This is a genomic window from Streptomyces thermospinosisporus (genome assembly GCF_039526425.1).
GTDB classification, from domain to species: Bacteria; Actinomycetota; Actinomycetes; order Streptomycetales; family Streptomycetaceae; genus Streptomyces; species Streptomyces thermocarboxydovorans.
The window spans coordinates 1-22,145 of sequence record NZ_BAAAIZ010000048.1 but is presented as its reverse complement, the minus strand read 5'-3'; the positions used below and the strand labels follow the sequence as shown (position 1 = coordinate 22,145).

The following is a 22,145-nucleotide window of genomic DNA, read 5'->3' as shown; positions in this document are numbered from 1 at the left end:
CGAGCAAGAAGCCGCAGGTGCCGGGACGCCGGAGCAGAACGCCCCCGAGACAGGGGCGCCGGAGTCGAAGACCGCTCGGGCCTCGGCGACAGAGGGACAGGCCGGCGACGACCGGGCGTCCGGGCAGGAGGTCACCGGTGCCGGAGCGCCGGAACGGGAGACCGCCGGCGCCGGGACGGCTGAACCCGAGACCGCAGGAGGCGGGGCGGAGGAACCGGAGGCCGCAGGAGGCAGGGCGGCGGAACCGGAGGCCGCAGGAGGCAGGGCGGCGGAGGCGGAGACCGCTCACGCCCAGGCGCCCGAGCAGGAGGGCCTCGACGCCGGGGCACCGGAGTACGGTGCCGGGCGCGCCGGGGCCGGGACCACGGCCGCCGGACACCCGGACGCCGGCCCGGGGCCCGGGTCCGGGTCCGGGTCGTCCTCCCGGCGGCGCAGTCCCGCGCTCATCGCCTCCGTCGCCGCCGCCGTGCTGCTGATCGGCGGGGGCGGGGCGTATCTCGCCACCAGCCTCTCCGGTGGCTCGGGGACGGACAGCACTCCCGGGGCCAACGGGGACGCCACTCCCCCGCCGCTGACGCTGGACGGCCACTCCGAGAGCGGGGCGCCCGGGATCGCACCCGGTGAGCCGAACCCGTACGGGGCCGTCTACCGCGCTGACGGTGCGCTGCCCGAGGGTCCGGGCTCCGCGCCGGTCTACCGCACGCGCGGGGAGGTCACCGAGGCGCAGGTCACCGAGCTGGCCCGGGCGCTCGGCCTGGACGGCGCACCCGTGGCCGACGGGCAGGGCTGGCGGATCGGCGGGAAGGACGGCTCCGGGCCCACCCTGCGGGTGGACCGGGCGGCCCCCGGCTCCTGGTCCTTCAGCCGGCACACGCCGGGCACCGACAACTGCAAGGGCCCCGAGTGCGGCAGCAAGCCGCCCGCCGCCGGCGAGCCGCGGATCAGCGAGGCCGCCGCGAAGAAGGCCGCCGTGCCGGTGCTGAAGGCGGCCGGCCAGGACGACGCCAAGATCGACGCGAGCCAGAGCGTGGGGTCCGGCCGTATGGTGAACGCCCAGCCCGAGATCGGCGGGCTGCCCACGCACGGCTGGACGACCGGGCTCGTCGTCGGCGCCGACGGCGAGATCACCGGCGGCAGCGGAAGGCTCGCGAAGCCGGTGAAGGGTGACACCTACCCGGTGGTGAGCGCCGAGCGGGCGCTGGAGCTGATGAACGCGGCTCCGCGCGCCGGTGCGCGGGGCGGCATCGGGGGCTGCGCCACTCCCGTGCCGCTGGACGGGGAGCAGACCCCTTCCGAGCCGTGCGAGGCGGTGACCTCGCTGCCCGAGGCGCCGAAGAAGGACACGCTGACCGTCGAGAAGGCGGTGTTCGGCCTGGCCGCGCACTCGGTTGACGGGCGGCAGGCGCTGGTTCCGTCGTGGCTGTTCGAGGTGCGCCCCAAGGGCGCCTCGGGCACCCTCACCGTGACGCACCCGGCGGTGGAGCCGAAGTACATCGAGCAGCCCGGGCAGTCGTCCGCCGAGCCGGGTGAGCCCGGTGACAAGCCGACGGCGAAGCCCTCCGACCGCGAGGTGGCGGTGGAGGGGTACACCGCCGAGGGCAGCGAGCTGACCGTGGTCTTCTCGGGCGGGGTGTGCGCCGACTACGACGTGCGGACCGAGGAGAGCGGGGACCGGGTGGAGGTCACGGTGACCGAGAGCCCGTGGGCCGGCAAGGTCTGCATCATGATCGCCAAGCAGTACCAGATGACGGTCCGGCTGGACGCGCCGCTCGGTGACCGCAAGGTGGTCGGCGCGGACGGCGAGCCGGTCCCGCTGCACAAGGACGGCTCCCGGCTCCCGGCTCCGCCGACGCAGAAGGACTGAGCGCGCCAGGCGCACACGGAAGGACGGAGGCGCGCCACGCGGAGAAGGCGGGCGCGCGACGCGGAAGCGCCGCGGCACCGAGAACGCCCGAAGGCGGCGGCCCCTCGATGAGGGACCGCCGCCTTCGACGTTCTGCGGGCCTGGGCCGGTACCCGGCTCAGCTGAAGGAGTCGCCGCAGGCGCAGGAGCCGGTGGCGTTCGGGTTGTCGATCGTGAAGCCCTGCTTCTCGATGGTGTCGACGAAGTCGATGGTGGCGCCGCCCAGGTACGGGGCGCTCATGCGGTCGGTGACGACCTTCACACCACCGAAGTCCTTCACCACGTCGCCGTCGAGCGAGCGCTCGTCGAAGAACAGCTGGTACCGCAGGCCGGAGCAGCCACCCGGCTGAACGGCCACACGCAGCGCGAGGTCATCACGGCCTTCCTGGTCGAGCAGGGCCTTGACCTTGGCCGCGGCGGCGTCGGTCAGGATGATGCCGTCGGTGACGGTGGTGGTCTCGTCCGATACGGACATCTACATCTCTCCCGGGTTGTACGGAGACTGCTTGCCGACGGTTGCAACCGGCGGTGCCACGGATTCATTCCGGGCCGGGGCTCGTGGTTCTCGGCTCCTGCTTCATGCTCGCACACGCCCGCCCGAGTCGAAACCGCCTCTTGTGGGACGTTCCGGGAACCTCCGGGGAATGAACCGCGGGCGCGCGGGATTCACGTCACATGGACGCTATGGCCATCGTCAAAGTGACGTGAAGCGGTTATGATAGATAGCGTCAAATCGACGAGAAGTCGCCAGAAACAGAAAGGGTGCGTGTCGTGACCACCGCCCAGCCCCAGGAGCTCGACGTCCAGCCGACGCCCCTCGCCCTGCTGCTCCTCGGCCGTGAGGCCGACCCGAAGAGCGAGCGGGGTGTGGAGTGTCCCGGCGACCTGCCCTCGCCGTCCGACCCGGATCTGGTGGAGCGGGCCCGCAGGGCGAAGGAGAAGCTCGGGGACAAGGTCTTCGTGCTCGGCCACCACTACCAGCGCGACGAGGTCATCCAGTTCGCCGACGTCACGGGTGACTCCTTCAAGCTGGCCCGGGACGCCGCGGCGCGCCCCGAGGCCGAGTACATCGTCTTCTGCGGTGTGCACTTCATGGCCGAGTCCGCGGACATCCTGACGTCCGACGACCAGAAGGTGGTCCTGCCCGACCTGGCGGCCGGCTGCTCGATGGCCGACATGGCCACGGCCGAGCAGGTCGCCGAGTGCTGGGACGTCCTGACCGAGGCCGGCATGGCCGAGCAGGTCGTGCCGGTGTCGTACATGAACTCCTCCGCCGACATCAAGGCGTTCACGGGCAAGCACGGCGGCACGATCTGCACCTCCTCCAACGCCAAGCGGGCGCTGGACTGGGCCTTCGAGCAGGGCGAGAAGGTGCTGTTCCTGCCCGACCAGCACCTGGGCCGCAACACCGCGGTGCGGGACATGGGCATGTCCCTGGACGACTGCGTGGTCTACAACCCGCACCGGCCGAACGGCGGGCTGACCGCCGAGGAGCTGCGGTCCGCGAAGATGATCCTGTGGCGCGGGCACTGCTCGGTGCACGGCCGGTTCAACCTCGACTCCGTCAACGACGTGCGCGAGCGCATCCCGGGCGTCAACGTGCTGGTGCACCCCGAGTGCCGGCACGAGGTGGTGGCCGCGGCGGACTACGTCGGGTCGACCGAGTACATCATCAAGACGCTGGAGGCCGCCCCGGCCGGCTCCAAGTGGGCCATCGGCACCGAGCTGAACCTGGTGCGCCGCCTGGCGAACCGGTTCGCGCCGGAGGGCAAGGAGGTCGTCTTCCTCGACCGGACGGTGTGCTTCTGCTCGACCATGAACCGCATCGACCTGCCGCATCTGGTGTGGGCGCTGGAGTCGCTCGCCGAGGGCACCCTGGTCAACCGGATCGAGGTCGACAAGGAGACCGAGGCGTTCGCCAAGCTGGCGCTGGAGCGGATGCTGGCGCTCCCGTAAGGCACCGTTCCGACACAAGGGCTGGGCGAAGGCCCGGTCCCCGCGCGGGGACCGGGCCTTCGCCGTGTGGGCCGGGGGCCGTGCGGGTCAGGTGCCGGCCGGCTCCAGCACCTCTTCCTCGCGGGCCTGCCGCTTGGCCGCCCGCTTCTTCGCGCGGCGCTCCTTGCGCAGTTCGAGCATCGCGTAGAGCGTCGGGACGAGGAGCAGGGTCAGCAGCGTCGAGGTGACCAGACCGCCGATCACCACCACGGCCAGCGGCTGGGCGATGAAGCCGCCCTCGCCGGTGATGCCGAGCGCCATCGGCAGCAGGGCGAAGATGGTCGCCAGGGCGGTCATCAGGATGGGCCGCAGCCGGTGGCGGCCGCCCTCCACGACCGCCTCGACGATGCCGTAGCCCCGCCTGCGGTACTGGTTGATCAGGTCGATCAGCACGATCGCGTTGGTGACCACGATGCCGACCAGCATCAGCATGCCGATCATCGCCGGGACGCCCATCGGGGTGCCCGTGGCGACCAGCAGACCGATCGCGCCGGTCGCCGCGAACGGGATCGCCACCAGCAGGATCAGCGGCTGGGCGAGCGAGCGGAACGTGCCGACCAGCAGCATGAAGACGATGGCGACGGCCGCCAGCATCGCCAGGCCCAGGCCGGCGAACGCCTCCTGCTGGTCCTCGGTGACGCCGCCGATCTCGGCCGTCGCGCCCGCCGGCAGGGTCAGGGCGTCGATCTTCGACTGGAGCTCGGCGCTGACCGCGCCGGTGTTGTCACCGGTCGGCTTGGCGGTGACGGTCGCCGCGCGCTGGCCGTCGATCCGGGTCATCGACACCGGGCCGTCGACCAGCTCGACGGTGGCGAGGTCGCCCAGCTTCGCCCCGCCCAGGTCCAGCTTCTTCAGCTCGGCCAGGGTGGTGGCGGGCTTCGCCGAGGCGATGACGATGTCCCGCTCGGTGTCGTCCAGGACGGCCGTGCCGGCCGGGGTGCCCCGGACCGCCTGGGCGACGGCCGCGCCGAGGGTCCGGTCGTCGAACCCGGCCGCGGCGGCCTTCTCCTTGGCCTTCACCGAGATCCGCGGCACGCTCTGCGCCAGGTCGCTGGTGACGTCGGTGACGTCGTCCAGGGAGGCCACGGCCTGCTGCACCTGGTCGGCGGCCTTGCGCAGCACCTGCGGGTCGGCCGCCTTGACGATCACGCTCAGGTCCTGGCTGCCGAAGCCGTCGCCGGCCGCGATGGTGGTGGTGCCGATGCCGTCCAGCTCGCCGAGTCCGTCCTCCAGGCGGTCCTGGACGTCCTCGAAGGAGGCGGAGTCCTCCAGCATCACCTGGTACATCGCCTGGTTGGTGTCGGTGCCGCCGCCGAAGGCCGCCATCCAGCCGGACGAGCCGACCGTCACCTGGTAGTCCTTGACGCCCTCGGTGCCGGCGAGCAGCCGCTCGACCTTCTTCGCCTGGGCGTCGGTCGCCGCCAGGCTGGTGCCGGGCTTCAGCTCCTGCCGGACGGTCAGCACCTTCTGCGCGCCCTGGTCGAAGAAGTTGGTCTTCAGCAGGGGCGCCATGGCGAAGGTGCCGATCAGCACCACGACCGCGATGGCCACGCTGGTCAGCCGGCGCCGGGTGGCGAAGCGCAGCACGGGCACGTAGATCCGCTGCAGGCGGCTGCGGGCCTCCTTCTCCTCGGCGAGCCTGCGGGCCTCCTCGGCGTCCTCGGGGGTGCCCTTGGGGGCGCGCAGGAACCAGTACGACAGGACCGGCACGACCGTCAGCGACACCAGCAGGGAGGCCAGCAGCGCCGCGGTGACGGTGAGGCTGAAGGAGCCGAACAGCTCGCCGACCATGCCGCCGACCAGGCCGATCGGCAGGAAGACGGCGACCGTGGTGAGGGTGGAGGAGGTCACCGCTCCGGCGACCTCGCGGACCGCGCCGAGGATGGCCGCGCGGCGCTCCTCGCCGTAGCCGAGGTGCCGCTTGATGTTCTCCAGGACGACGATGGAGTCGTCCACGACCCGGCCGACGGCGATGGTCAGCGCGCCCAGCGTCAGCATGTTCAGCGACAGGTCGCGCGTCCACAGCACGATCAGCGCCAGCACCACGGACAGCGGGATGGACACGGCGGTGACCAGCGTCGAGCGGACCGACGCCAGGAAGACGAGGATGACCAGCACCGCGAAGAGCAGGCCGAGCGCGCCCTCGGTGGTCAGTCCCTCGATGGCCTCGGAGACGGCCGGGCCCTGGTCGCTGACGACGGTGAGGCTCGCGCCGGCGCCGAGCTGCTCGCGCAGCTCGGGCAGCTTGTCCCGGACGGCCTCGGAGATGGCGACGGCGCTGCCGTCGTGGTCCATGGTGGCCATCACGGCGAGGCTGGGCTTGCCGTTGGTGCGGGTCAGGGAGTCGGCGCGGGCCTGATGCTGCTTCACCTCGGCCACGTCGCCGAGCCGGACCGGCTTGCCCTTGCCGGGCCCGGCGGTGACCATCAGGTCCTCGATCTGCCTCAGCGAGGTGAAGCCGCCGCCGACCTGGACGGTGCGGTTGGCGCCGTCCTCGTCGAAGGAGCCCGCCGGGACGGTCGCGCCGCCCGCCTGCAGGGCCTCGGCCAGCGCCTGCGGGTTCAGGCCCGCCCTGGCCAGCTTCGCCGGGTCGGGGGTGACGGTGACCTGGAGGTCGCGCACGCCGTCGACGGTGACCTGGCCGACGCCGTCGATGTCCTCCAGCGCGGGCACGACCGTCCGGTCGAGCTGGTCGGCGAGCGCCTGCTGGTCCTTGTCGGAGGTGACGGCGAGCACCACGGTCGGGATGTCGTCGGTGGAGCCGGCGACCACCTGCGGGTCGACGTCGTCCGGGAGCTGGGCGCGGGCCCGGTTGACGGCCTGCTGGACGTCGGCGACGAGCTGCTTGGTGTCGTTGCCGTAGTCGAAGGACGCCATGATCACGGCGCTGCCCTCGGAGGCCGTGGAGGTGACGCCGGTGAGGCCGTCGACGGCCTCGAGGTGGTCCTCGATGGGCTCGACGACCTGCTTCTCCACGACGTCCGGGGAGGCCCCCTGGTAGGGCGCGACCACGGAGACCATCGGCAGTTCGATGGTGGGCAGCAGCTGCTGTTTCAGCTGGGGTATCGCGATCGCCCCGAAGACGAGCGCGATGATCGACATCAGTCCGATCAGTGCCCGTTGCGCGAGGCTGAACCTGGACAGCCAGGACATGGGTCAGGGTCTCTCTTCTGTTTGGGCGGACGTACAGACGCACGGATGGGCGCAGCCGGGCGCCCGTGATACACCCTGGGGCACGTCACGCCGCCGATCCGTAGCCTTGAGGTGCGATTCCTCCGGCGGCCTGTACTCCGCCCGCAGTACGCCCGCCCCGGCTCAGTCCACCCTCGGACGGACCAGGCCCGACTCGTAGGCGATCACCACCAGCTGGGCGCGGTCGCGGGCGCCCAGCTTGGCCATGGCCCGGTTGACGTGCGTCTTCACGGTGAGCGGGCTGACCTCGAGGCGTTCGGCGATCTCGTCGTTGGAGTGCCCGCCGGCGACCTGCACCAGCACCTCGCGCTCGCGCCCGGTGAGCGCGGCGAGGCGGTCGGCGCGGGCCGGGTCGGGGCCGTCGCCGCCCTCCTGGGCGAGGAAGCGGGCGATCAGGCCCTTGGTGGCGGCCGGGGACAGCAGCGCCTCGCCCGCGGCGGCGATGCGGATGGCGTTCAGCAGCTCGTCGGGCTCGGAGCCCTTGCCGAGGAAGCCGGAGGCACCGGCGCGCAGCGCCTGCACCACGTAGTCGTCGACCTCGAAGGTGGTCAGGATGACCACGCGCACCCCGGCGAGTTCCGGGTCGGCGCAGAGGGTGCGGGTGGCGGCCAGGCCGTCGGTGCCGGGCATGCGGATGTCCATCAGGACGACGTCGGCGCGCTGCTCGCGGGCGAGGCGCACCGCCTCGGCGCCGTCGGCGGCCTCGCCGACCACCTCCATGTCCGGCTCGGAGTCGACGAGCACCCGGAAGGCGCTGCGCAGCAGTGCCTGGTCGTCGGCGAGCAGGACACGGATGGTCATACGGGCTCCCCCTGGGCGCGGCTCACGGGCCGCCCGCGGCGTCGGCGGACGCGGCGGACGAGGCGGACGTGCGGGTCTGGACGGGCAGGATCGCATGGACGCGGAATCCGCCGCCGTAGCGGGGGCCGGTGGTGAGGGTGCCGCGCAGGGCGGTGACGCGTTCCCGCATGCCGAGCAGGCCGTGGCCGCCGCCGGGTGCCGGCTCGTGGTCCCGGCCGCCGGCGCCGTCGTCGAGCACGGTGATCTCGATGTGGGGTCCGACCCGGACGATGCTGACCTCGGCCCGGGCGTCGGGGCCCGCGTGCTTCTGCACGTTGGTGAGGGCCTCCTGGATGATCCGGTAGGCGGCGAGGTCGACGGCGGCGGGCAGATCGGTGTCCTGGTCGGCGCGGGCCACCTCGACCGTGAGGCCGGCGCTGCGGAAGGTGCCTGCCAGTTCGTCGAGCCGGTCCAGGCCGGGGGCGGGCTCGGTGGGTGCCTCGGGGTCGCCGGACTGGCGCAGCAGACCGACGGTGGCGCGCAGTTCGCCGAGCGCCGTGCGGCTGGCCTCGCGCACGTGGGAGAGGGCCTCCTTGGCCTGGTCGGGCCGCCGGTCCATGACGTGCGCGGCGACCCCGGCCTGCACGTTGACCAGGGCGATGTGGTGGGCGACCACGTCGTGCAGGTCGCGCGCGATGCGCAGGCGCTCCTCGGCGACCCGGCGGCGGGCCTCCTCCTCGCGGGTGCGCTCGGCCCGCTCGGCGCGTTCGCGGATGGCCTGGACGAAGGCGCGGCGACTGCGCACGGCGTCGCCGGCGGTGGCGCCGATGCCGGTCCAGGCGAACAGGGCGAGGTTCTCCTGCGCGTACCAGGGCAGCGGTCCCGCGGCCATGGCGGTGCCGGTCAGCACGGTCATGGTGAGCAGGCCGACGCGCCAGGTGGTGGGGCGGTCGGTGGTGGCGGCGACGGTGTAGAGGGCGATCACCGCGCTCATGGCGACGGGGGCGCGCGGGTCTCCGGTGACCGACTCGGTGAGCGAGAAGGCCGAGGTCACCGCGAGGACGGTGCGCGGGGCGCGGCGGCGCAGCACCAGGGCTGCGGCACCGAGGGTCATCAGGACCAGGCTGAGCGGGTCGGGGGTGCGCAGGCCCCAGCTGGCGCCCTGCGGGTCGTGCGGCTCGAGGAAGGAGCCGGCGAGCATGCACAGCAGCACGCCGGCCGCGAGCGCGGCGTCCAGGGCCAGGGGGCGGGTCTTGGCGTAGCGTCTGGCCCGCTGGAACGTGGTCACGGGCATGTACGGTAGCCCGGCTCAGCACGCCCGGGCTGCCGCCGTCCGCCGACCGGGCCCGCCCCGGAGCGGGGGGCGGGCCACGGCTCACCGGCCCGCATGGGTCAGGGGCCCGGGATCAGGCCGTCGTCGCTCAGCAGTTCCTGGACCTCCGCGATGGTGGCGTCCGGGGACGGGAGGATCAGGTCGGACGGTTCCAGGGAGTCGTCAGGCAGCGGCTCGCCCAGTTCACGGACCTTCGTCAGCAGGGCCTGGAGCGTGGCGCGGAAGCCGGGGCCGTCGCCGTTGTTCATCTCGGCGAGGAGTTCCTCGTCGAGTTTGTTCAGCTCGGCGAGGTGGCTCTCGGACAGAGCCACCTGCCCCTCCCCCATGATCCGTACGATCACGACGCCTCCTCGGCGTGGGCTGCTACTGCTTGTCGAAGCGCGGGGTGTCCTGCGGCTGCTGCTGGGTCTGCTGCTGTCCGTTGCCGCCCTCGATGGCCTGCTGGCCGCCCGTGCTGCCGCCGGCCAGCTCGGCCTTCATGCGCTGCAGCTCAAGCTCCACATCCGTACCGCCGGACAGGCGGTCCAGCTCGGCCTGGATGTCGTCCTTGTGCATGCCGGACTGGTCGTCGAGCGCGCCGGAGGCGAGCAGCTCGTCGATCGCACCGGCGCGCGCCTGGAGCTGGGCGGTCTTGTCCTCGGCGCGCTGGATGGCCAGGCCCACGTCGCCCATCTCCTCGGAGATGCCGGAGAAGGCCTCGCCGATCCGGGTCTGCGCCTGGGCGGCGGTGTAGGTGGCCTTGATGGTCTCCTTCTTCGTGCGGAAGGCGTCCACCTTCGCCTGGAGCCGCTGGGCCGCCAGGGTGAGCTTTTCCTCCTCGCCCTGGAGCGTGGCGTGCTGGGTCTCCAGGTCGGTCACCTGCTGCTGCAGGGCGGCGCGGCGGGAGAGCGCCTCGCGGGCGAGGTCCTCGCGGCCCAGCGCGAGCGCCTTGCGGCCCTGGTCCTCCAGCTTGGCCGACTGCGACTGGAGCTGGTTGAGCTGGAGCTCCAGGCGCTTGCGGCTGGTCGCCACGTCGGCGACGCCGCGGCGGACCTTCTGGAGCAGCTCCAGCTGCTTCTGGTACGAGTAATCGAGGGTCTCGCGCGGGTCCTCGGCCCGGTCAAGGGCCTTGTTCGCCTTCGCGCGGAAGATCATCCCCATACGCTTCATGACACCGCTCATGGGCTTCGCGCGCCCCCTTCTGACCGACTTCAGCTCCAGCACCTGCGACAGAACCCACAGTACGGGCCCTGACTCCATTACCGCACTGTCCGGGGACGGATGCGCTCATCCCCAAGGACGACTGAGCATCCTCCCGATCCGGCGCAAGGAGTAGGTGATCCCCGGGTCCGGCCGGCCGGCTGACCCGGAGACGGACACGGCGTCTCCTCTGTGTCCCCTCTGTGTACCCTCTGTCCCCTTACAGACGAGTGGTGTTGCCGGATCGTTCCCCGCGGGGGTGGGGTCCAACCCCGGGCACCCCGTACCCTTGGGTTTTGTGTTCCGTAGCCGTGCCAAGGAAGAGAAGGCACCTGCCGCCGACAAGGCGACGGTGACCACCTCCAAGCAGACCCGTCACCCCGAGGCCCCCAAGGGCCGCCCCACGCCCAAGCGGAGCGTGGCGCAGTCCCAGCGCCGCAGCGTGGCCAGTACGCCGATGTCGCGCAAGGAGGCCGCGAGGCGTCAGCGCGAGGAGCGGCGGGCCGCCCTGGAGCGGCAGCGCCAGGCGCTGGCCAGCGGCGACGAGCGGTACCTGCCGGCCCGCGACAAGGGCCCGGTGCGCCGGTTCGCGCGCGACTTCGTCGACTCGCGGTTCAACATCGCCGAGTTCTTCCTGCCGATGGCCGTGATCATCCTTGTGCTGAGCATGATCCGGGTGCCGGCGCTGCAGAGCATCGCGCTGCTGCTGTGGCTCGTGGTGATCGTGACCATCGTGCTCGACTCGATCGTCACCGGCTTCCGGCTGAAGAAGCAGCTCGCGGAGCGCTTCCCCGACGACAACCGCCGCGGCGCGGTGGCCTACGCGCTGATGCGTTCGCTGCAGATGCACCGGCTGCGGCTGCCCAAGCCCCAGGTCAAGCGCGGGGAGCGGCCCTGAGCGCGACGCCGTTCGCCGGCGGCGCGGCCGAGGCCTGGCTGAGCAAGCTCGGCGGCCTGCGGGACGTCGTACGGCAGGAACTGGTCTCCCGCCAGCTGGACGAGCAGATAGCCGCCCGCTTCGCGGTCGGCCGGCGGCTGCGGGTGCTGGACGTCGGCATGGGCCAGGGCACGCAGGCGCTGCGGCTGGCCCGGGCCGGGCACACGGTGACCGGTCTGGAGCGGGACGCGACGATGATCGCCGCCGCGCGGGAGGCGCTGGCGCGGGAACCGGAGGGCATCCGGGAACGGATGCGGATCATCGAGGGGGACGGCCGGGACACCGGAGTGCACTTCCTGCCGGGCAGCTTCGACGTGGTGCTCTGCCACGGGGTGCTGATGTACGTGGAGGAGCCGGACCCGCTGGTGGCGGGGCTGGCCCGGATGCTCGCCCCGGGCGGACTGCTGTCGCTGCTGGTGCGCAACGGCGACGCGCTGGCGATGCGGCCGGGGCTGGCCGGTGACTGGGCGGGCGCGCTGGCGGCCTTCGACACCACGGCCTACACCAACCGGCTGGGTCTGGACGTGCGCGCCGACCGGCTGAAGGACCTGACGGCGACCCTCGCGGGGATCGGGGCGCCGCTGCGCGCCTGGTACGGGGTGCGGGTCTTCACGGATACGGCGGCCGACGGTGCGGAGGCTCCCGAGGACCTTCAGACGCTGCTCGCGGTCGAGGAGCGCGCCGGCCGCACCGACCCCTATCGCGGAGTGGCGGCGCTGCTGCATCTGTGCGGGGTGCGCGGCTGAGCCTGCGTCGTTGACGTGCGCGGCTGAGACCGCGCCGGCCGGCGGGGTGCGGGGCGAGGGCCGTCAGCGGGGTGCGGGGCGAGGGCCGTCAGCGGGGTGCGGGGCGAGGGCCGGGCGGGCCCCCGCCCGGCGGGCTCAGGACCCGGCTCGGCTCACGCTTCCTCGGCGTGCAGGCTCATCGGACCGTAGACCTCGGTGCCGTCCTCCAGCAGCCGCGCCTGGTCGGCGCCGCCCTCCAGCAGGGCCTTCCAGTTCTCCCCGATCCAGGACTCGGCGTCTCCCTGGGTGGAGAACTCCTCCACCGGCACGGCGGGCTCGACCTGCGTCCCGTCGGACTTCTCGAACCGCCACGTCCATGCCGCCATGTACGCCTCCCAGGGTGTGAGCACACTGCATCGAGACGGCCGGATCCTGGTCCGGCCGCTGCCCCGAGCCTAGTCGGACGCGCACGAGCTGTGGGGACACGCGAAAATCGGGGCGTGGAACTCACTCTGCTCGGTACCGGTGCCCCCGCGGGACTGCCCCGCCCCGACTGCCCCTGCGCCGTGTGCGCCTGTGCGCTGGGGCCGGACGCGCGGGCGGCGACCGCCGCTCTGGTGGACGGTGCGCTGCTGCTGGATCTGACGCCGGGTGCGGCATTCGCGGCGGCGCGTGCCGGGCGGTCGCTGAGCGGGGTGCAGCAGGTGCTGCTGTCGCATCCGCACGACGGCCCCGCGGTGGAGGTGCCGGCCGGGCTGCCGCACCCGGGCCGGGTGCCGGACGGCCAGGAGCTGACGCTGCTGACCGGTCACCGGGTGCGGGCCATGGCACTGGACGCGCCCGGCACCGGGTACGCGGTCACCGGCCCGGACGGGGAACGGCTGCTGTATCTGCCGCCGGGCGCGGCGCCGGCCGGTCTCGAGGAGCCGGCCGAGCCGTACGACATGGTGCTGCTGGACGTGGCGGGGCGGCCGGACGCGCTGGCGAGGCTGCGCGAGGTGGGCGCGGTGGGGCCGACCACGGACGTGGTCGCCGTGCACATCGACCACGATGTGCCGCCGGGCGCGGAGCTGCGGCGGCGGCTCGCGGCGGCCGGGGCGCGTGCCGTGCCGGACGGAACGTCGCTGCGGGTGGGCGCCTACGAGGACGTACCCGATGTGCCGCGCCGGACGCTGGTGCTGGGCGGGGCGCGGTCCGGCAAGTCGGTGGAGGCCGAGCGGCGTCTGGAGTCCTTCCCCGAGGTGCTGTACGTGGCGACCGGCGGGTCGCGCAACGGGGACACCGAGTGGGCGGCGCGGGTGGCGGCGCATCAGGAGCGGCGGCCGGGGTCGTGGCGGACCGTGGAGACCTGCGATCTGGTGCCGCTGCTGAAGGACGACGGGCCGCCGCTGCTGATCGACTGCCTGTCGCTGTGGCTGACCGACGCGATGGACGCGGCCGGCGCGTGGGACGACGCGGAGTGGGCGGGCGGCGGGGAGCGGATGCTCCGCGAGCGGGTGCGGGAGCTGACCAACGCGGTGCGCGAGACCGCGCGGACGGTGGTCGCCGTGTCCAACGAGGTCGGGTCCGGGATCGTGCCCTCCACCGCGTCCGGCCGCCGCTACCGGGACGAACTGGGGCGGCTGAACGCGGCGTTCGCCCAGGAGTGCGAGCAGGTGCTGCTGGTGGTGGCGGGCCAGGCGGTCGTGCTGCGCGGCTGACCGCGCTCGTGCCGCGCGGCTGAGGGACCGTCAGCCGCGCTTCCCGGCACGGGGTTTGCGGGCGATGACGCGGTAGGCGTTGGCGAACGGGGTGCGCCGCAACGCGGGCGCCAGGGCGAGGTCGGCCGCTCCGGCGGCGGCCACCAGCGGGATCCCCGCGTACAGCAGCACGGTGCGCAGATGCTGCCGGGCGGGGGTGGGCGGGATGGCCCGCCAGGGGGTGTCCGGGGCGGGCAGGGCGTGGGAGAGGGCGAGGGCGGCGGCACCGGCCAGGTCGTGCGGGACGTGCGCGGCGCGGTGGCCGGCGGTGACGATCTCGCAGCCCCGTTCCCCGAGTTCGGCGCGCAGGTTGCGCAGGGGCAGCAGATGCAGCCGGCGGGGCTGGTCGTAGGGCAGCCACCAGCGGCCCAGCAGGGCGGCGAACACGCAGCGCGGGTCGAGCGTCTCGATCAGCAGGTACCCGCCGGGGCGCAGCGCCTCCAGGGCGGCGTGCAGCTCGGCCCGGGGGTCGGTGCTGTGCTCCAGGTGGTGCAGCAGGCTGACGACGTCGTAGCGGCCGGCCACGCGGTCGCGGACATGAGGGTCGGTCAGCGCCCCGCGGTGGGCCTCCTCCACCCGGCCGAGGGTGCGGGCCCGTTCGATGCGCGCGGTCGGGTCGGTGCCGTCGAAGGCGGTGTACGGGAAGAACTCGCGGGCGGTCTCCGGGAAGCGGGCGTACCCGGTGCCGACGTCCAGCCAGCTCTCGGGCTCGCCGAAGCGGAGCATCGCGCGGGCGGCGGAGCGGCGGCGCCGGCGGGCGGCGCGCAGGGCGAGGACGCCCTCGGTGGCGGGGTCGCGGGGCGCCCCGGGCACGGCCCGCCGGTAGAAGGCGAGGCCCTCGGGGGTCAGGCGCGGGTTCTGGAAGGTGTGGCCGCAGTCCCGGCACTCGTCGACGGTGAACAGGCCCGGCCGGTGCCGCCGCAGATCGCCGGTGCGCAGCCGGTTGCGCAGCCGGGCGGAGCCGCACCAGGGGCAGTCCTCGCGACGCGGCTCGTGCACCTTGACGGAGGTGTGAGGGTGGGCCGCGCGAGGTGCGGGGGCCTTGGGGCGGGAGGCTGCGGCGGGGGTGCTCGGTGCGGTCATGGGCGGCTCCCGGCGAGAGGGCGTGCGGGACGGGCGTACGGCAATCCCGAGCAAAACGTTACGTAGCGGAAGGGGGCGGGCCGTGGAACGGCGCGAGGGCGGCGTGGTGGAGGGGAGCGCGGAGGCGCGGGACCGGCGGGGGCGTTGCCGTTCGAGCCGGGCCGGTACTGTTCAGCGAATGAGCTCGCTTAATCTCGACGACTTCACCGATCTGATCGAGCGTCCGGACAGCGCGGTGCGCCGTGACGCGGAGGCACACCGGGAGAGCCGGATCGTGCCGCCCGGGTCGCTGGGCCGGCTCGACGAGCTGGGTGAGTGGCTGGCGGCGGCGCAGTCCGCGGTGCCGGTGCGGCCGGTCGAACGGCCGCGGGTGGTGCTCTTCGCCGGGGACCACGGGATCGCCGGGCTGGGCGTCTCGGCGCGGCCCGCGGGCACGGCGGACCGGCTGGTGCGCGAGGTGCTGGAGGGTGGCCGGCCGGTGTCGGTGCTGGCCCGGCGGATGGGCGTGCCGGTGCGGGTGGTCGACATGGCCCTGGACTGCGATCCGGGCTCGCTGCCCGAGGACGTGGTCAGGCACCGGGTGCGGCGCGGCAGCGGGCGCATCGACATCGAGGACGCGCTGACGCTCGAGGAGGCCGAGGCGGCGTTCCGGGCGGGCGTCGCGGTGGCCGACGAGGAGGCCGACTCCGGTACGGATCTGGTGGTGCTGGGCGACATCAGCGTCGGCGGGACGACGGCGGCGGGCGTGCTGGTGGCGGCGCTGTGCGGCACGGACGCCTCGGTGGTCACCGGGCGGGGCGGGCTGGCGATCGACGACCTGGCCTGGATGCGCAAGTGCGCCGCGATCCGGGACGCGCTGCGGCGGGCCCGCCCGGTGCTCGGCGACCAGCTGCAGCTGCTGGCCACGGTGGGCGGGGCGGACCTCACCGCCATGACGGGCTTCCTGCTGCAGGCCGCGGTGCGCAAGCTGCCGGTCGTGCTGGACGGCGTGGTGACGGCGGCGTGCGCCCTGGTGGGCCAGCGGATCGCCTTCCGCGCCCCCGACTGGTGGCTGGCCGCCCACGACAGCGGCGAGCCGGGCCAGGCGAAGGCCCTGGACCGCATGGCGATGGAGCCCCTGATGTCCCACGGCGTCACGGTCGGCGAGGCCACCGGCGCCCTCCTCGCCCTCCCCCTCGTCCAGGCATCAGCCGCCCTCGCAGCCGAACTCCCGGAGGCCATCGAGGAATCGGAACCGAACGAAGTCGAAGCCGAGGAATCGGAACCGAAGGAAAAGGAACCGGAGGACGCAGCGGAGGCCCCGGAGGAAGAGGAGCCTGAGAAGTCCTGACGCGGCGTCCGGTCCCGGTCCCGGTTCCGGTGGGGGGCGGGTGCCACCGCCCCCTCCGGCCACTCGCCACCCGTGCAGGGGGCTCCTGCCGGCTACGGCAGCAGGGACGGCGGTGTCGGGTCCGGTTTGCCGCCGATCCAGTCCTGGAGGACGCGGCGGGGGCCCAACCAGCGGCGGTCGTGGTGGTAGGCGCGCAGGATCGACTTGGCGCGGGCCCGCGGGCGGCGGCGGTAGAAGCGTCTGGCCCATGGTGAGCCGGGGCGGGCCAGCCGCAGCGCGCCGATCAGAGCGACGACGGGGACGATCACCCCGAAGATCGCCAGGCGCAGCTTGCCCTTGCTCAGCGCGATCAGCGAGAACAGGAAGTTGACCACCACGTTGAGGGCGACGCCCGCCCGGTTCTGCAGCTCGTCGTCGTTGAGGTCGTCGACGCCGAACGGCAGGAAGCCGAGCAGCAGCAGTCCGACCAGGGCGGCGGTGAGGACGACCGCCTCGACGCTCTTGCGGCCGGCCTCGCTCCAGTAGACGTCGTCGAGGTGCAGGATCAGCGCGAACTCGTCCAGCACCAGCCCCGCGCCGATGCCGAACACCAAGGCGGCGAGCGCGGATCCGAAGCCGTGCTGTCCGCCGGCCACCGCGCCGAATCCGCCGACGACGGTGAGGATGACCCCCGGCACCACGTGGTGGATGTGCAGCTCGCCGGCCTTGACGTTGCCGAAGGGGCCTTTGCCGGCCCGGATCATGCGGGTGATGATCCGGGTGATCACGAAGGTGAGGACGAACGCCGTGAGCGCGAGGAGCAGCGGCAGCTTGCCCGGCTCGATGATGTTCCGCTCCCACCACTGTCCCATATGCGCACTTTATCCACGGCCGCCGCGGCTGCCCTGCTGACCGCCGGGTAATCTTCGCCGGTGCCCGACCCCTCCTCCAGCCGCCCGGCCGACGGCCTGCGCTTCGCCTTCGGCACCCTCACCGTGCTCCCGGTGAAGGTGACCCGCTGGGACCGCGGGGCCGCGCGCGGCGGCATGCTCTGCGCCCCGCTGGCCGGACTGGCCGTCGGCGTGCTGTCCGCCGCCGCCGGGCTCGCCCTGCTGCTGCTCGGCTCTGGGCCGCTGCTCGCCGCCGTCGCCTCCGTCGCCGTACCGGCCGTGCTGACCCGTGGTCTGCATCTGGACGGTCTGGCCGACACCGCCGACGGGCTGGGCAGCGGCAGGCCCGCCGAGGACGCGCTGCGGATCATGAAGCAGTCGGACATCGGCCCCTTCGGCGTCATCACCCTCGTCCTGGTACTGCTGGCCCAGGTGGCCGCGCTGACCACGGCCTACGACGGCTCCTGGCCACGGGGTGCGCTCGCCGCGGAGGTCGCGGCGGCCACCGCCCGGCTCGCGCTCACCCTCGCCGCCCGCGCCGGGGTGCCCGCCGCGCGGCCGGAGGGGCTGGGGGCGGTCGCCGCCGGAGTCGTGCCCGCCGTGGGTGCGGTGGCCGTCGCGCTGCTCATGGCCGGCGCGTCGGCGGCGGCCGGGGCCCTGCTCGGAACCGGCGGTGCCGTGCGGGCACTGCTCGCCGTGGTGCTGTCCCTCGGGGCGGCCGAACTGCTGCTGCGGCACTGCATACGGCGCTTCGGCGGGATCACCGGCGACGTGTTCGGCGGGCTCGCGGAGACGGCGGCGACCACGGCGCTCGTGGTGGCGGCCCTGGGCTGAGCCGGCCCCGGCACCCTCCCCAGCGCCCGCTCAGCGTGTCCGGTTCTCGCCGTCGCGCCGCCGGTTCCCGCTTCCGCTCAAGGCTGAGTGCACCCCACATGAATGAGCGAACACACATACGCGCGTAGTCTCGTCCCGAGTGTTCGCCGCACCGGGGAAGGCCCCACCGAGAACGCGCTCCCGGGTCGTCCGACCCGGGGGCGGACCGCCGGGCCCGGTCGACCCACCGACTTTCGGCCACTGCAACTTCACATCGGAAGCGAGATTTCACCACCGTGACTGCTCTCACTCTCAGCACCGCCGCGGCGGCCGGCCTCAGGGCCGACGCGATCGTGATCGGTGTCGCCAAGGGCACCGGGTCCTCCGGCCCGGTCGTCGCGCCCGGCGCCGAGGCCGTGGACAAGGGGTACGACGGCAGGCTGGCCGGCGTCCTGGAGACTCTCGGCGCGTCCGGTGCCGAGGGCGAGGTGACGAAGCTCCCCGCACCGGCCGGCTTCAAGGCGCCGGTCGTGGTGGCGGTGGGCCTGGGCCCCCAGCCCGAGAAGGGCTCCGGCTACGACGCCGAGGCGCTGCGCAGGGCGGCCGGTGCCGCGGCGCGGGCCCTCGCCGGCTCCAGGAAGGCCGCGTTCGCGCTGCCGCTGGCGGACGCCGCCGACGCGGGCGCCGTCGCCGAGGGCGTGCTGCTCGGCGCGTACTCCTTCGACGCGTACAAGGACACCGCGGACAACTCCGGCTCGAAGAACGGCAAGAACGCCAAGAACGGCAAGGCGCCGCTCGCCGAGGCCGCGCTCCTTGGCACCAAGCCCCGCGACAAGGCGTACCGGGCCGCGCTGGAGCGGGCCACCGCGGTCGCCGAGGAGCTCAACCGCGCCCGCGACCTCGTCAACACCCCGCCGAACGACCTGAATCCGGAGGCGTTCGCGGCCGTCGCGCAGGCGGTGGCCAAGGAGCACGGCATCAAGGTGCAGGTGCTCGACGAGAAGGCGCTGGCCAAGGGCGGCTACGGCGGCATCCTCGGCGTCGGCGGCGGCTCGGCGTCCGCCCCGCGGCTGGTGAAGCTGTCGTACACCTCGTCGAAGGCGAAGAAGCACCTGGCGTTCGTCGGCAAGGGCATCACCTACGACTCGGGCGGCATCTCGCTGAAGCCGGCCGGCCACAACGAGACGATGAAGTGCGACATGAGCGGTGCGGCGGCGGTCTTCGCCGCGGTCGTCGCCGCCGCGCGGCTGGGTCTCGAGGTGAACGTCACCGGCTGGCTGGCGCTGGCCGAGAACATGCCCTCCGGTTCGGCGACCCGTCCGGGTGATGTGCTGCGCATGTACAGCGGCAAGACCGTGGAGGTGCTCAACACCGACGCGGAGGGCCGGCTGGTGCTGGCCGACGCGCTGTGGGCGGCCTCCCAGGAGAAGCCGGACGCGATCGTGGACGTGGCGACGCTGACCGGGGCGATGGTGCTGGCGCTGGGCAACCGCACGTTCGGGATCATGGCGAACGACGACGCCTTCCGCACCGCGGTGCACGAGGCCGCGGAGGAGGTCGGCGAGCCGGCCTGGCCGATGCCGCTGCCCGAGCACCTGCGCAAGGGCATGGAATCGGCCACCGCCGACATCGCCAACATGGGCGAGCGGATGGGCGGCGGCCTGGTCGCCGGCCTGTTCCTGAAGGAGTTCGTGGGCGAGGGCATCACCTGGGCGCACCTGGACATCGCCGGTCCGGCGTTCAATGAGGGCGGCCCGTTCGGGTACACGCCGAAGGGCGGGACCGGTTCCGGTGTGCGGACGCTGGTCCGGCTCGCCGAGCTGACGGCCGCCGGCGAGCTGGGCTGAGTCCGCGGGCGGACGCCGGGATCTCGCGTGCGGGTAGGGCGAGGTCCCGGCGTCGCCGGGCCCCCCGGGGGTGTCCGCTCGCACCGCTCGACGACGTGGGGTGTCTCACACACCTGCCCGGCGTCTCGTAGCGACGCGACAAGTGCGAAGATGGGGCTCGGCAGGACAGGGCCCCACCGAAGGGCCGAAAGCAAAGAGCGGCCGGACACCAGCCGCCGACCGGTCACTGGAGACCGGCGTGGCGCACATGCATGGAGGACGTGACGTGGCGAACGACGCCAGCACCGTTTTCGACCTAGTGATCCTCGGCGGTGGCAGCGGTGGATACGCCGCGGCCCTGCGCGGGGCGCAGCTGGGCCTGGACGTCGCCCTGATCGAGAAGGACAAGGTCGGCGGCACCTGCCTGCACCGAGGATGCATCCCCACCAAGGCCCTGCTGCACGCCGGCGAGATCGCCGACCAGGCCCGCGAGAGCGAGCAGTTCGGCGTGAAGGCCAGCTTCGAGGGCATCGACGTACCCGCCGTCCACAAGTACAAGGACGAGGTCATCTCCGGCCTGTACAAGGGTCTGCAGGGGCTGATCGCCTCCCGCAAGGTGACCTACATCGAGGGCGAGGGCCGGCTGTCCTCGCCCACTTCTGTGGATGTCAACGGGCAGCGCATCCAGGGCCGCCACATCCTGCTGGCGACCGGCTCGGTGCCGAAGTCGCTGCCGGGCCTGGAGATCGACGGCAACCGGATCATCTCCTCGGACCACGCCCTCGTCCTGGACCGCGTGCCGAAGTCCGCGATCGTCCTGGGCGGCGGCGTCATCGGCGTCGAGTTCGCCTCCGCGTGGAAGTCCTTCGGCGCGGACGTCACCATCATCGAGGGCCTGAAGCACCTCGTCCCGGTCGAGGACGAGAACTCCTCCAAGCTGCTGGAGCGCGCCTTCCGCAAGCGCGGCATCAAGTTCAACCTGGGCACCTTCTTCCAGAAGGCCGAGTACACCCAGGACGGTGTCAAGGTCACCCTCGCCGACGGCAAGGAGTTCGAGGCCGAGGTGCTGCTGGTGGCCGTCGGCCGCGGCCCGGTCTCGCAGGGCCTGGGCTACGAGGAGGCCGGGGTCGCCATGGACCGCGGCTACGTCCTCGTCGACGAGTACATGCGCACCAACGTGCCCACCATCTCCGCCGTCGGTGACCTGGTCCCGACCCTGCAGCTGGCGCACGTCGGCTTCGCGGAGGGCATCCTGGTCGCCGAGCGCCTGGCCGGTCTGAAGGTCGTGCCGATCGACTACGACGGTGTGCCGCGGGTGACCTACTGCCACCCGGAGGTCGCCTCCGTCGGCCTCACCGAGGCCAAGGCCAAGGAGATCTACGGCGCGGACAAGGTCGTGTCCCTGAAGTACAACCTCGCGGGCAACGGCAAGAGCAAGATCCTCAAGACCGCGGGCGAGATCAAGCTCGTCCAGGTCAAGGACGGTGCGGTGGTCGGCGTCCACATGGTCGGCGACCGTATGGGCGAGCAGGTCGGCGAGGCCCAGCTGATCTACAACTGGGAGGCGCTGCCGGCCGAGGTGGCCCAGCTCATCCACGCCCACCCGACGCAGAACGAGGCGCTCGGCGAGGCCCACCTGGCGCTGGCGGGCAAGCCGCTGCACTCCCACGACTGACGCTTCGCCGCGTCCGGGCGCGACGACACAGACTTCCGCACTTCCAAAGGAGCAACCGAAACCATGGCGGTTTCCGTAACCCTTCCGGCGCTCGGCGAGAGCGTCACCGAGGGCACTGTCACCCGTTGGCTGAAGGCCGAGGGCGAGCGCGTCGAGGCCGACGAGCCGCTGCTGGAGGTGTCGACGGACAAGGTCGACACCGAGATCCCGGCCCCCGCCTCCGGCGTGCTGTCCTCCATCAAGGTCGCCGAGGACGAGACGGTCGAGGTCGGCGCCGAGCTCGCGGTGATCGACGACGGCTCCGGCGCCCCCGCGGCCGAGCAGGCCCCGGCCGCCCAGCAGGCCGCCGAGCCGGCCCCCCAGCCCGCCGCTGCCGCCCCGTCCACCGAGCAGGCCGCTCCCGCCCCGGCGCCCACCGCCGAGGCCGCCGCCGGCGGCAGTTCCGCCCAGGGCACGGACGTGGTCCTGCCCGCGCTGGGCGAGTCCGTCACCGAGGGCACCGTCACCCGCTGGCTGAAGTCGGTCGGTGACACCGTCGAGGTTGACGAGCCGCTGCTGGAGGTGTCGACGGACAAGGTCGACACCGAGATCCCGGCCCCCGCCTCCGGCACGCTGCTGGAGATCGTGGTGGGCGAGGACGAGACCGCCGAGGTCGGTGCCAAGCTCGCCGTCATCGGTGAGGCGGGTGCCGCTCCGGCCGCCGCGCCTGCTCCGGCTCCGGCGGAGCCGGCCCCGGCCCCGGCGCAGCCCGAGCCCGCTCCGCAGC

Annotated in this window: 19 protein-coding genes; 10 read left to right on the top strand and 9 right to left on the bottom strand. The window is 73.2% G+C overall.

What is annotated here, in order from left to right; all coding sequences use genetic code 11:
- Nucleotides 1-1,864, top strand: a 1,864-nt coding sequence (locus ABD207_RS17405; protein ID WP_344014002.1) for a hypothetical protein, incomplete at its 5' end; no start/stop codon positions are given.
- 157 nt (nucleotides 1,865-2,021) lie between these two features.
- On the opposite strand, the gene ABD207_RS17400 is transcribed toward ABD207_RS17405, so the two are convergent.
- On the bottom strand, nucleotides 2,022-2,378 hold the full coding sequence (locus tag ABD207_RS17400; RefSeq protein WP_014672245.1) for a HesB/IscA family protein: 357 nt from the start codon (nucleotides 2,376-2,378) through the stop codon (nucleotides 2,022-2,024).
- A 296-nt stretch (nucleotides 2,379-2,674) separates the two neighbouring features.
- Between ABD207_RS17400 and nadA the strand changes: the two genes are divergently transcribed.
- Entirely contained in the window at nucleotides 2,675-3,859 is a 1,185-nt protein-coding gene (gene nadA, locus ABD207_RS17395) for a quinolinate synthase NadA (protein WP_344014001.1), read from the top strand.
- Nucleotides 3,860-3,946: 87 nt separating this feature from the next.
- Here the strand turns inward: nadA and ABD207_RS17390 are convergent, their stop codons facing one another.
- From ABD207_RS17390 to ABD207_RS17370, 5 genes are all read right to left on the bottom strand, one after another.
- Complete coding sequence (locus ABD207_RS17390) at nucleotides 3,947-7,051, bottom strand: efflux RND transporter permease subunit (RefSeq protein WP_344014000.1); 3,105 nt, start codon at nucleotides 7,049-7,051, stop codon at nucleotides 3,947-3,949.
- 162 nt (nucleotides 7,052-7,213) lie between these two features.
- Complete coding sequence (locus tag ABD207_RS17385; protein WP_344013999.1) at nucleotides 7,214-7,891, bottom strand: response regulator; 678 nt, start codon at nucleotides 7,889-7,891, stop codon at nucleotides 7,214-7,216.
- A gap of 22 nt (nucleotides 7,892-7,913) precedes the next feature.
- A complete protein-coding gene (locus tag ABD207_RS17380) occupies nucleotides 7,914-9,158 on the bottom strand; it encodes a sensor histidine kinase (RefSeq protein ID WP_344013998.1) in 1,245 nt (414 codons plus the stop codon).
- 104 nt (nucleotides 9,159-9,262) lie between these two features.
- Nucleotides 9,263-9,544 carry a PspA-associated protein PspAA gene (gene pspAA, locus ABD207_RS17375; RefSeq protein WP_344013997.1) on the bottom strand — a complete coding sequence of 94 codons (282 nt, stop codon included), beginning with the start codon at nucleotides 9,542-9,544 and terminating at the stop codon, nucleotides 9,263-9,265.
- 22 nt (nucleotides 9,545-9,566) lie between these two features.
- Nucleotides 9,567-10,352 carry a PspA/IM30 family protein gene (locus ABD207_RS17370; RefSeq protein WP_344013996.1) on the bottom strand — a complete coding sequence of 262 codons (786 nt, stop codon included), beginning with the start codon at nucleotides 10,350-10,352 and terminating at the stop codon, nucleotides 9,567-9,569.
- Nucleotides 10,353-10,641: 289 nt separating this feature from the next.
- Between ABD207_RS17370 and ABD207_RS17365 the strand changes: the two genes are divergently transcribed.
- Both ABD207_RS17365 and ABD207_RS17360 read left to right on the top strand, forming a co-directional pair.
- Complete coding sequence (locus tag ABD207_RS17365) at nucleotides 10,642-11,280, top strand: DUF3043 domain-containing protein (protein WP_344013995.1); 639 nt, start codon at nucleotides 10,642-10,644, stop codon at nucleotides 11,278-11,280.
- 80 nt (nucleotides 11,281-11,360) lie between these two features.
- Nucleotides 11,361-12,065, top strand: a complete 705-nt coding sequence (locus ABD207_RS17360; protein ID WP_344014003.1) for a class I SAM-dependent methyltransferase — start codon at nucleotides 11,361-11,363, stop codon at nucleotides 12,063-12,065.
- Between the two features lie 152 nt (nucleotides 12,066-12,217).
- On the opposite strand, the gene ABD207_RS17355 is transcribed toward ABD207_RS17360, so the two are convergent.
- A complete protein-coding gene (locus ABD207_RS17355; protein ID WP_344013994.1) occupies nucleotides 12,218-12,430 on the bottom strand; it encodes a hypothetical protein in 213 nt (70 codons plus the stop codon).
- Between the two features lie 114 nt (nucleotides 12,431-12,544).
- Here ABD207_RS17355 and ABD207_RS17350 point away from each other — a divergent pair, with 114 nt between their 5' ends.
- Entirely contained in the window at nucleotides 12,545-13,744 is a 1,200-nt protein-coding gene (locus ABD207_RS17350; protein ID WP_344013993.1) for a bifunctional adenosylcobinamide kinase/adenosylcobinamide-phosphate guanylyltransferase, read from the top strand.
- Nucleotides 13,745-13,774: 30 nt separating this feature from the next.
- Here the strand turns inward: ABD207_RS17350 and ABD207_RS17345 are convergent, their stop codons facing one another.
- Nucleotides 13,775-14,866, bottom strand: coding sequence for a class I SAM-dependent methyltransferase (locus ABD207_RS17345; RefSeq protein ID WP_344013992.1), 1,092 nt, complete (start codon nucleotides 14,864-14,866; stop codon nucleotides 13,775-13,777).
- A gap of 178 nt (nucleotides 14,867-15,044) precedes the next feature.
- Here ABD207_RS17345 and cobT point away from each other — a divergent pair, with 178 nt between their 5' ends.
- Entirely contained in the window at nucleotides 15,045-16,196 is a 1,152-nt protein-coding gene (gene cobT / locus ABD207_RS17340) for a nicotinate-nucleotide--dimethylbenzimidazole phosphoribosyltransferase (protein WP_344013991.1), read from the top strand.
- A gap of 92 nt (nucleotides 16,197-16,288) precedes the next feature.
- On the opposite strand, the gene ABD207_RS17335 is transcribed toward cobT, so the two are convergent.
- Complete coding sequence (locus tag ABD207_RS17335) at nucleotides 16,289-17,047, bottom strand: hypothetical protein (protein ID WP_344013990.1); 759 nt, start codon at nucleotides 17,045-17,047, stop codon at nucleotides 16,289-16,291.
- Nucleotides 17,048-17,107: 60 nt separating this feature from the next.
- Between ABD207_RS17335 and ABD207_RS17330 the strand changes: the two genes are divergently transcribed.
- The 4 genes from ABD207_RS17330 to ABD207_RS17315 all read left to right on the top strand — a co-directional run.
- The gene (locus ABD207_RS17330) at nucleotides 17,108-17,899 is read left to right on the top strand and encodes an adenosylcobinamide-GDP ribazoletransferase (RefSeq protein ID WP_344013989.1); all 792 of its coding nucleotides are present in this window, start codon (nucleotides 17,108-17,110) and stop codon (nucleotides 17,897-17,899) included.
- Between the two features lie 275 nt (nucleotides 17,900-18,174).
- Entirely contained in the window at nucleotides 18,175-19,725 is a 1,551-nt protein-coding gene (locus tag ABD207_RS17325) for a leucyl aminopeptidase (protein ID WP_344013987.1), read from the top strand.
- Between the two features lie 265 nt (nucleotides 19,726-19,990).
- Nucleotides 19,991-21,379: a dihydrolipoyl dehydrogenase gene (gene lpdA / locus ABD207_RS17320; protein WP_344013985.1), complete on the top strand. Its 1,389-nt coding sequence runs from the start codon at nucleotides 19,991-19,993 to the stop codon at nucleotides 21,377-21,379.
- 63 nt (nucleotides 21,380-21,442) lie between these two features.
- Nucleotides 21,443-22,145 (top strand): biotin/lipoyl-containing protein (locus tag ABD207_RS17315; RefSeq protein WP_344013983.1); only part of this gene is annotated, 703 nt, incomplete at its 3' end.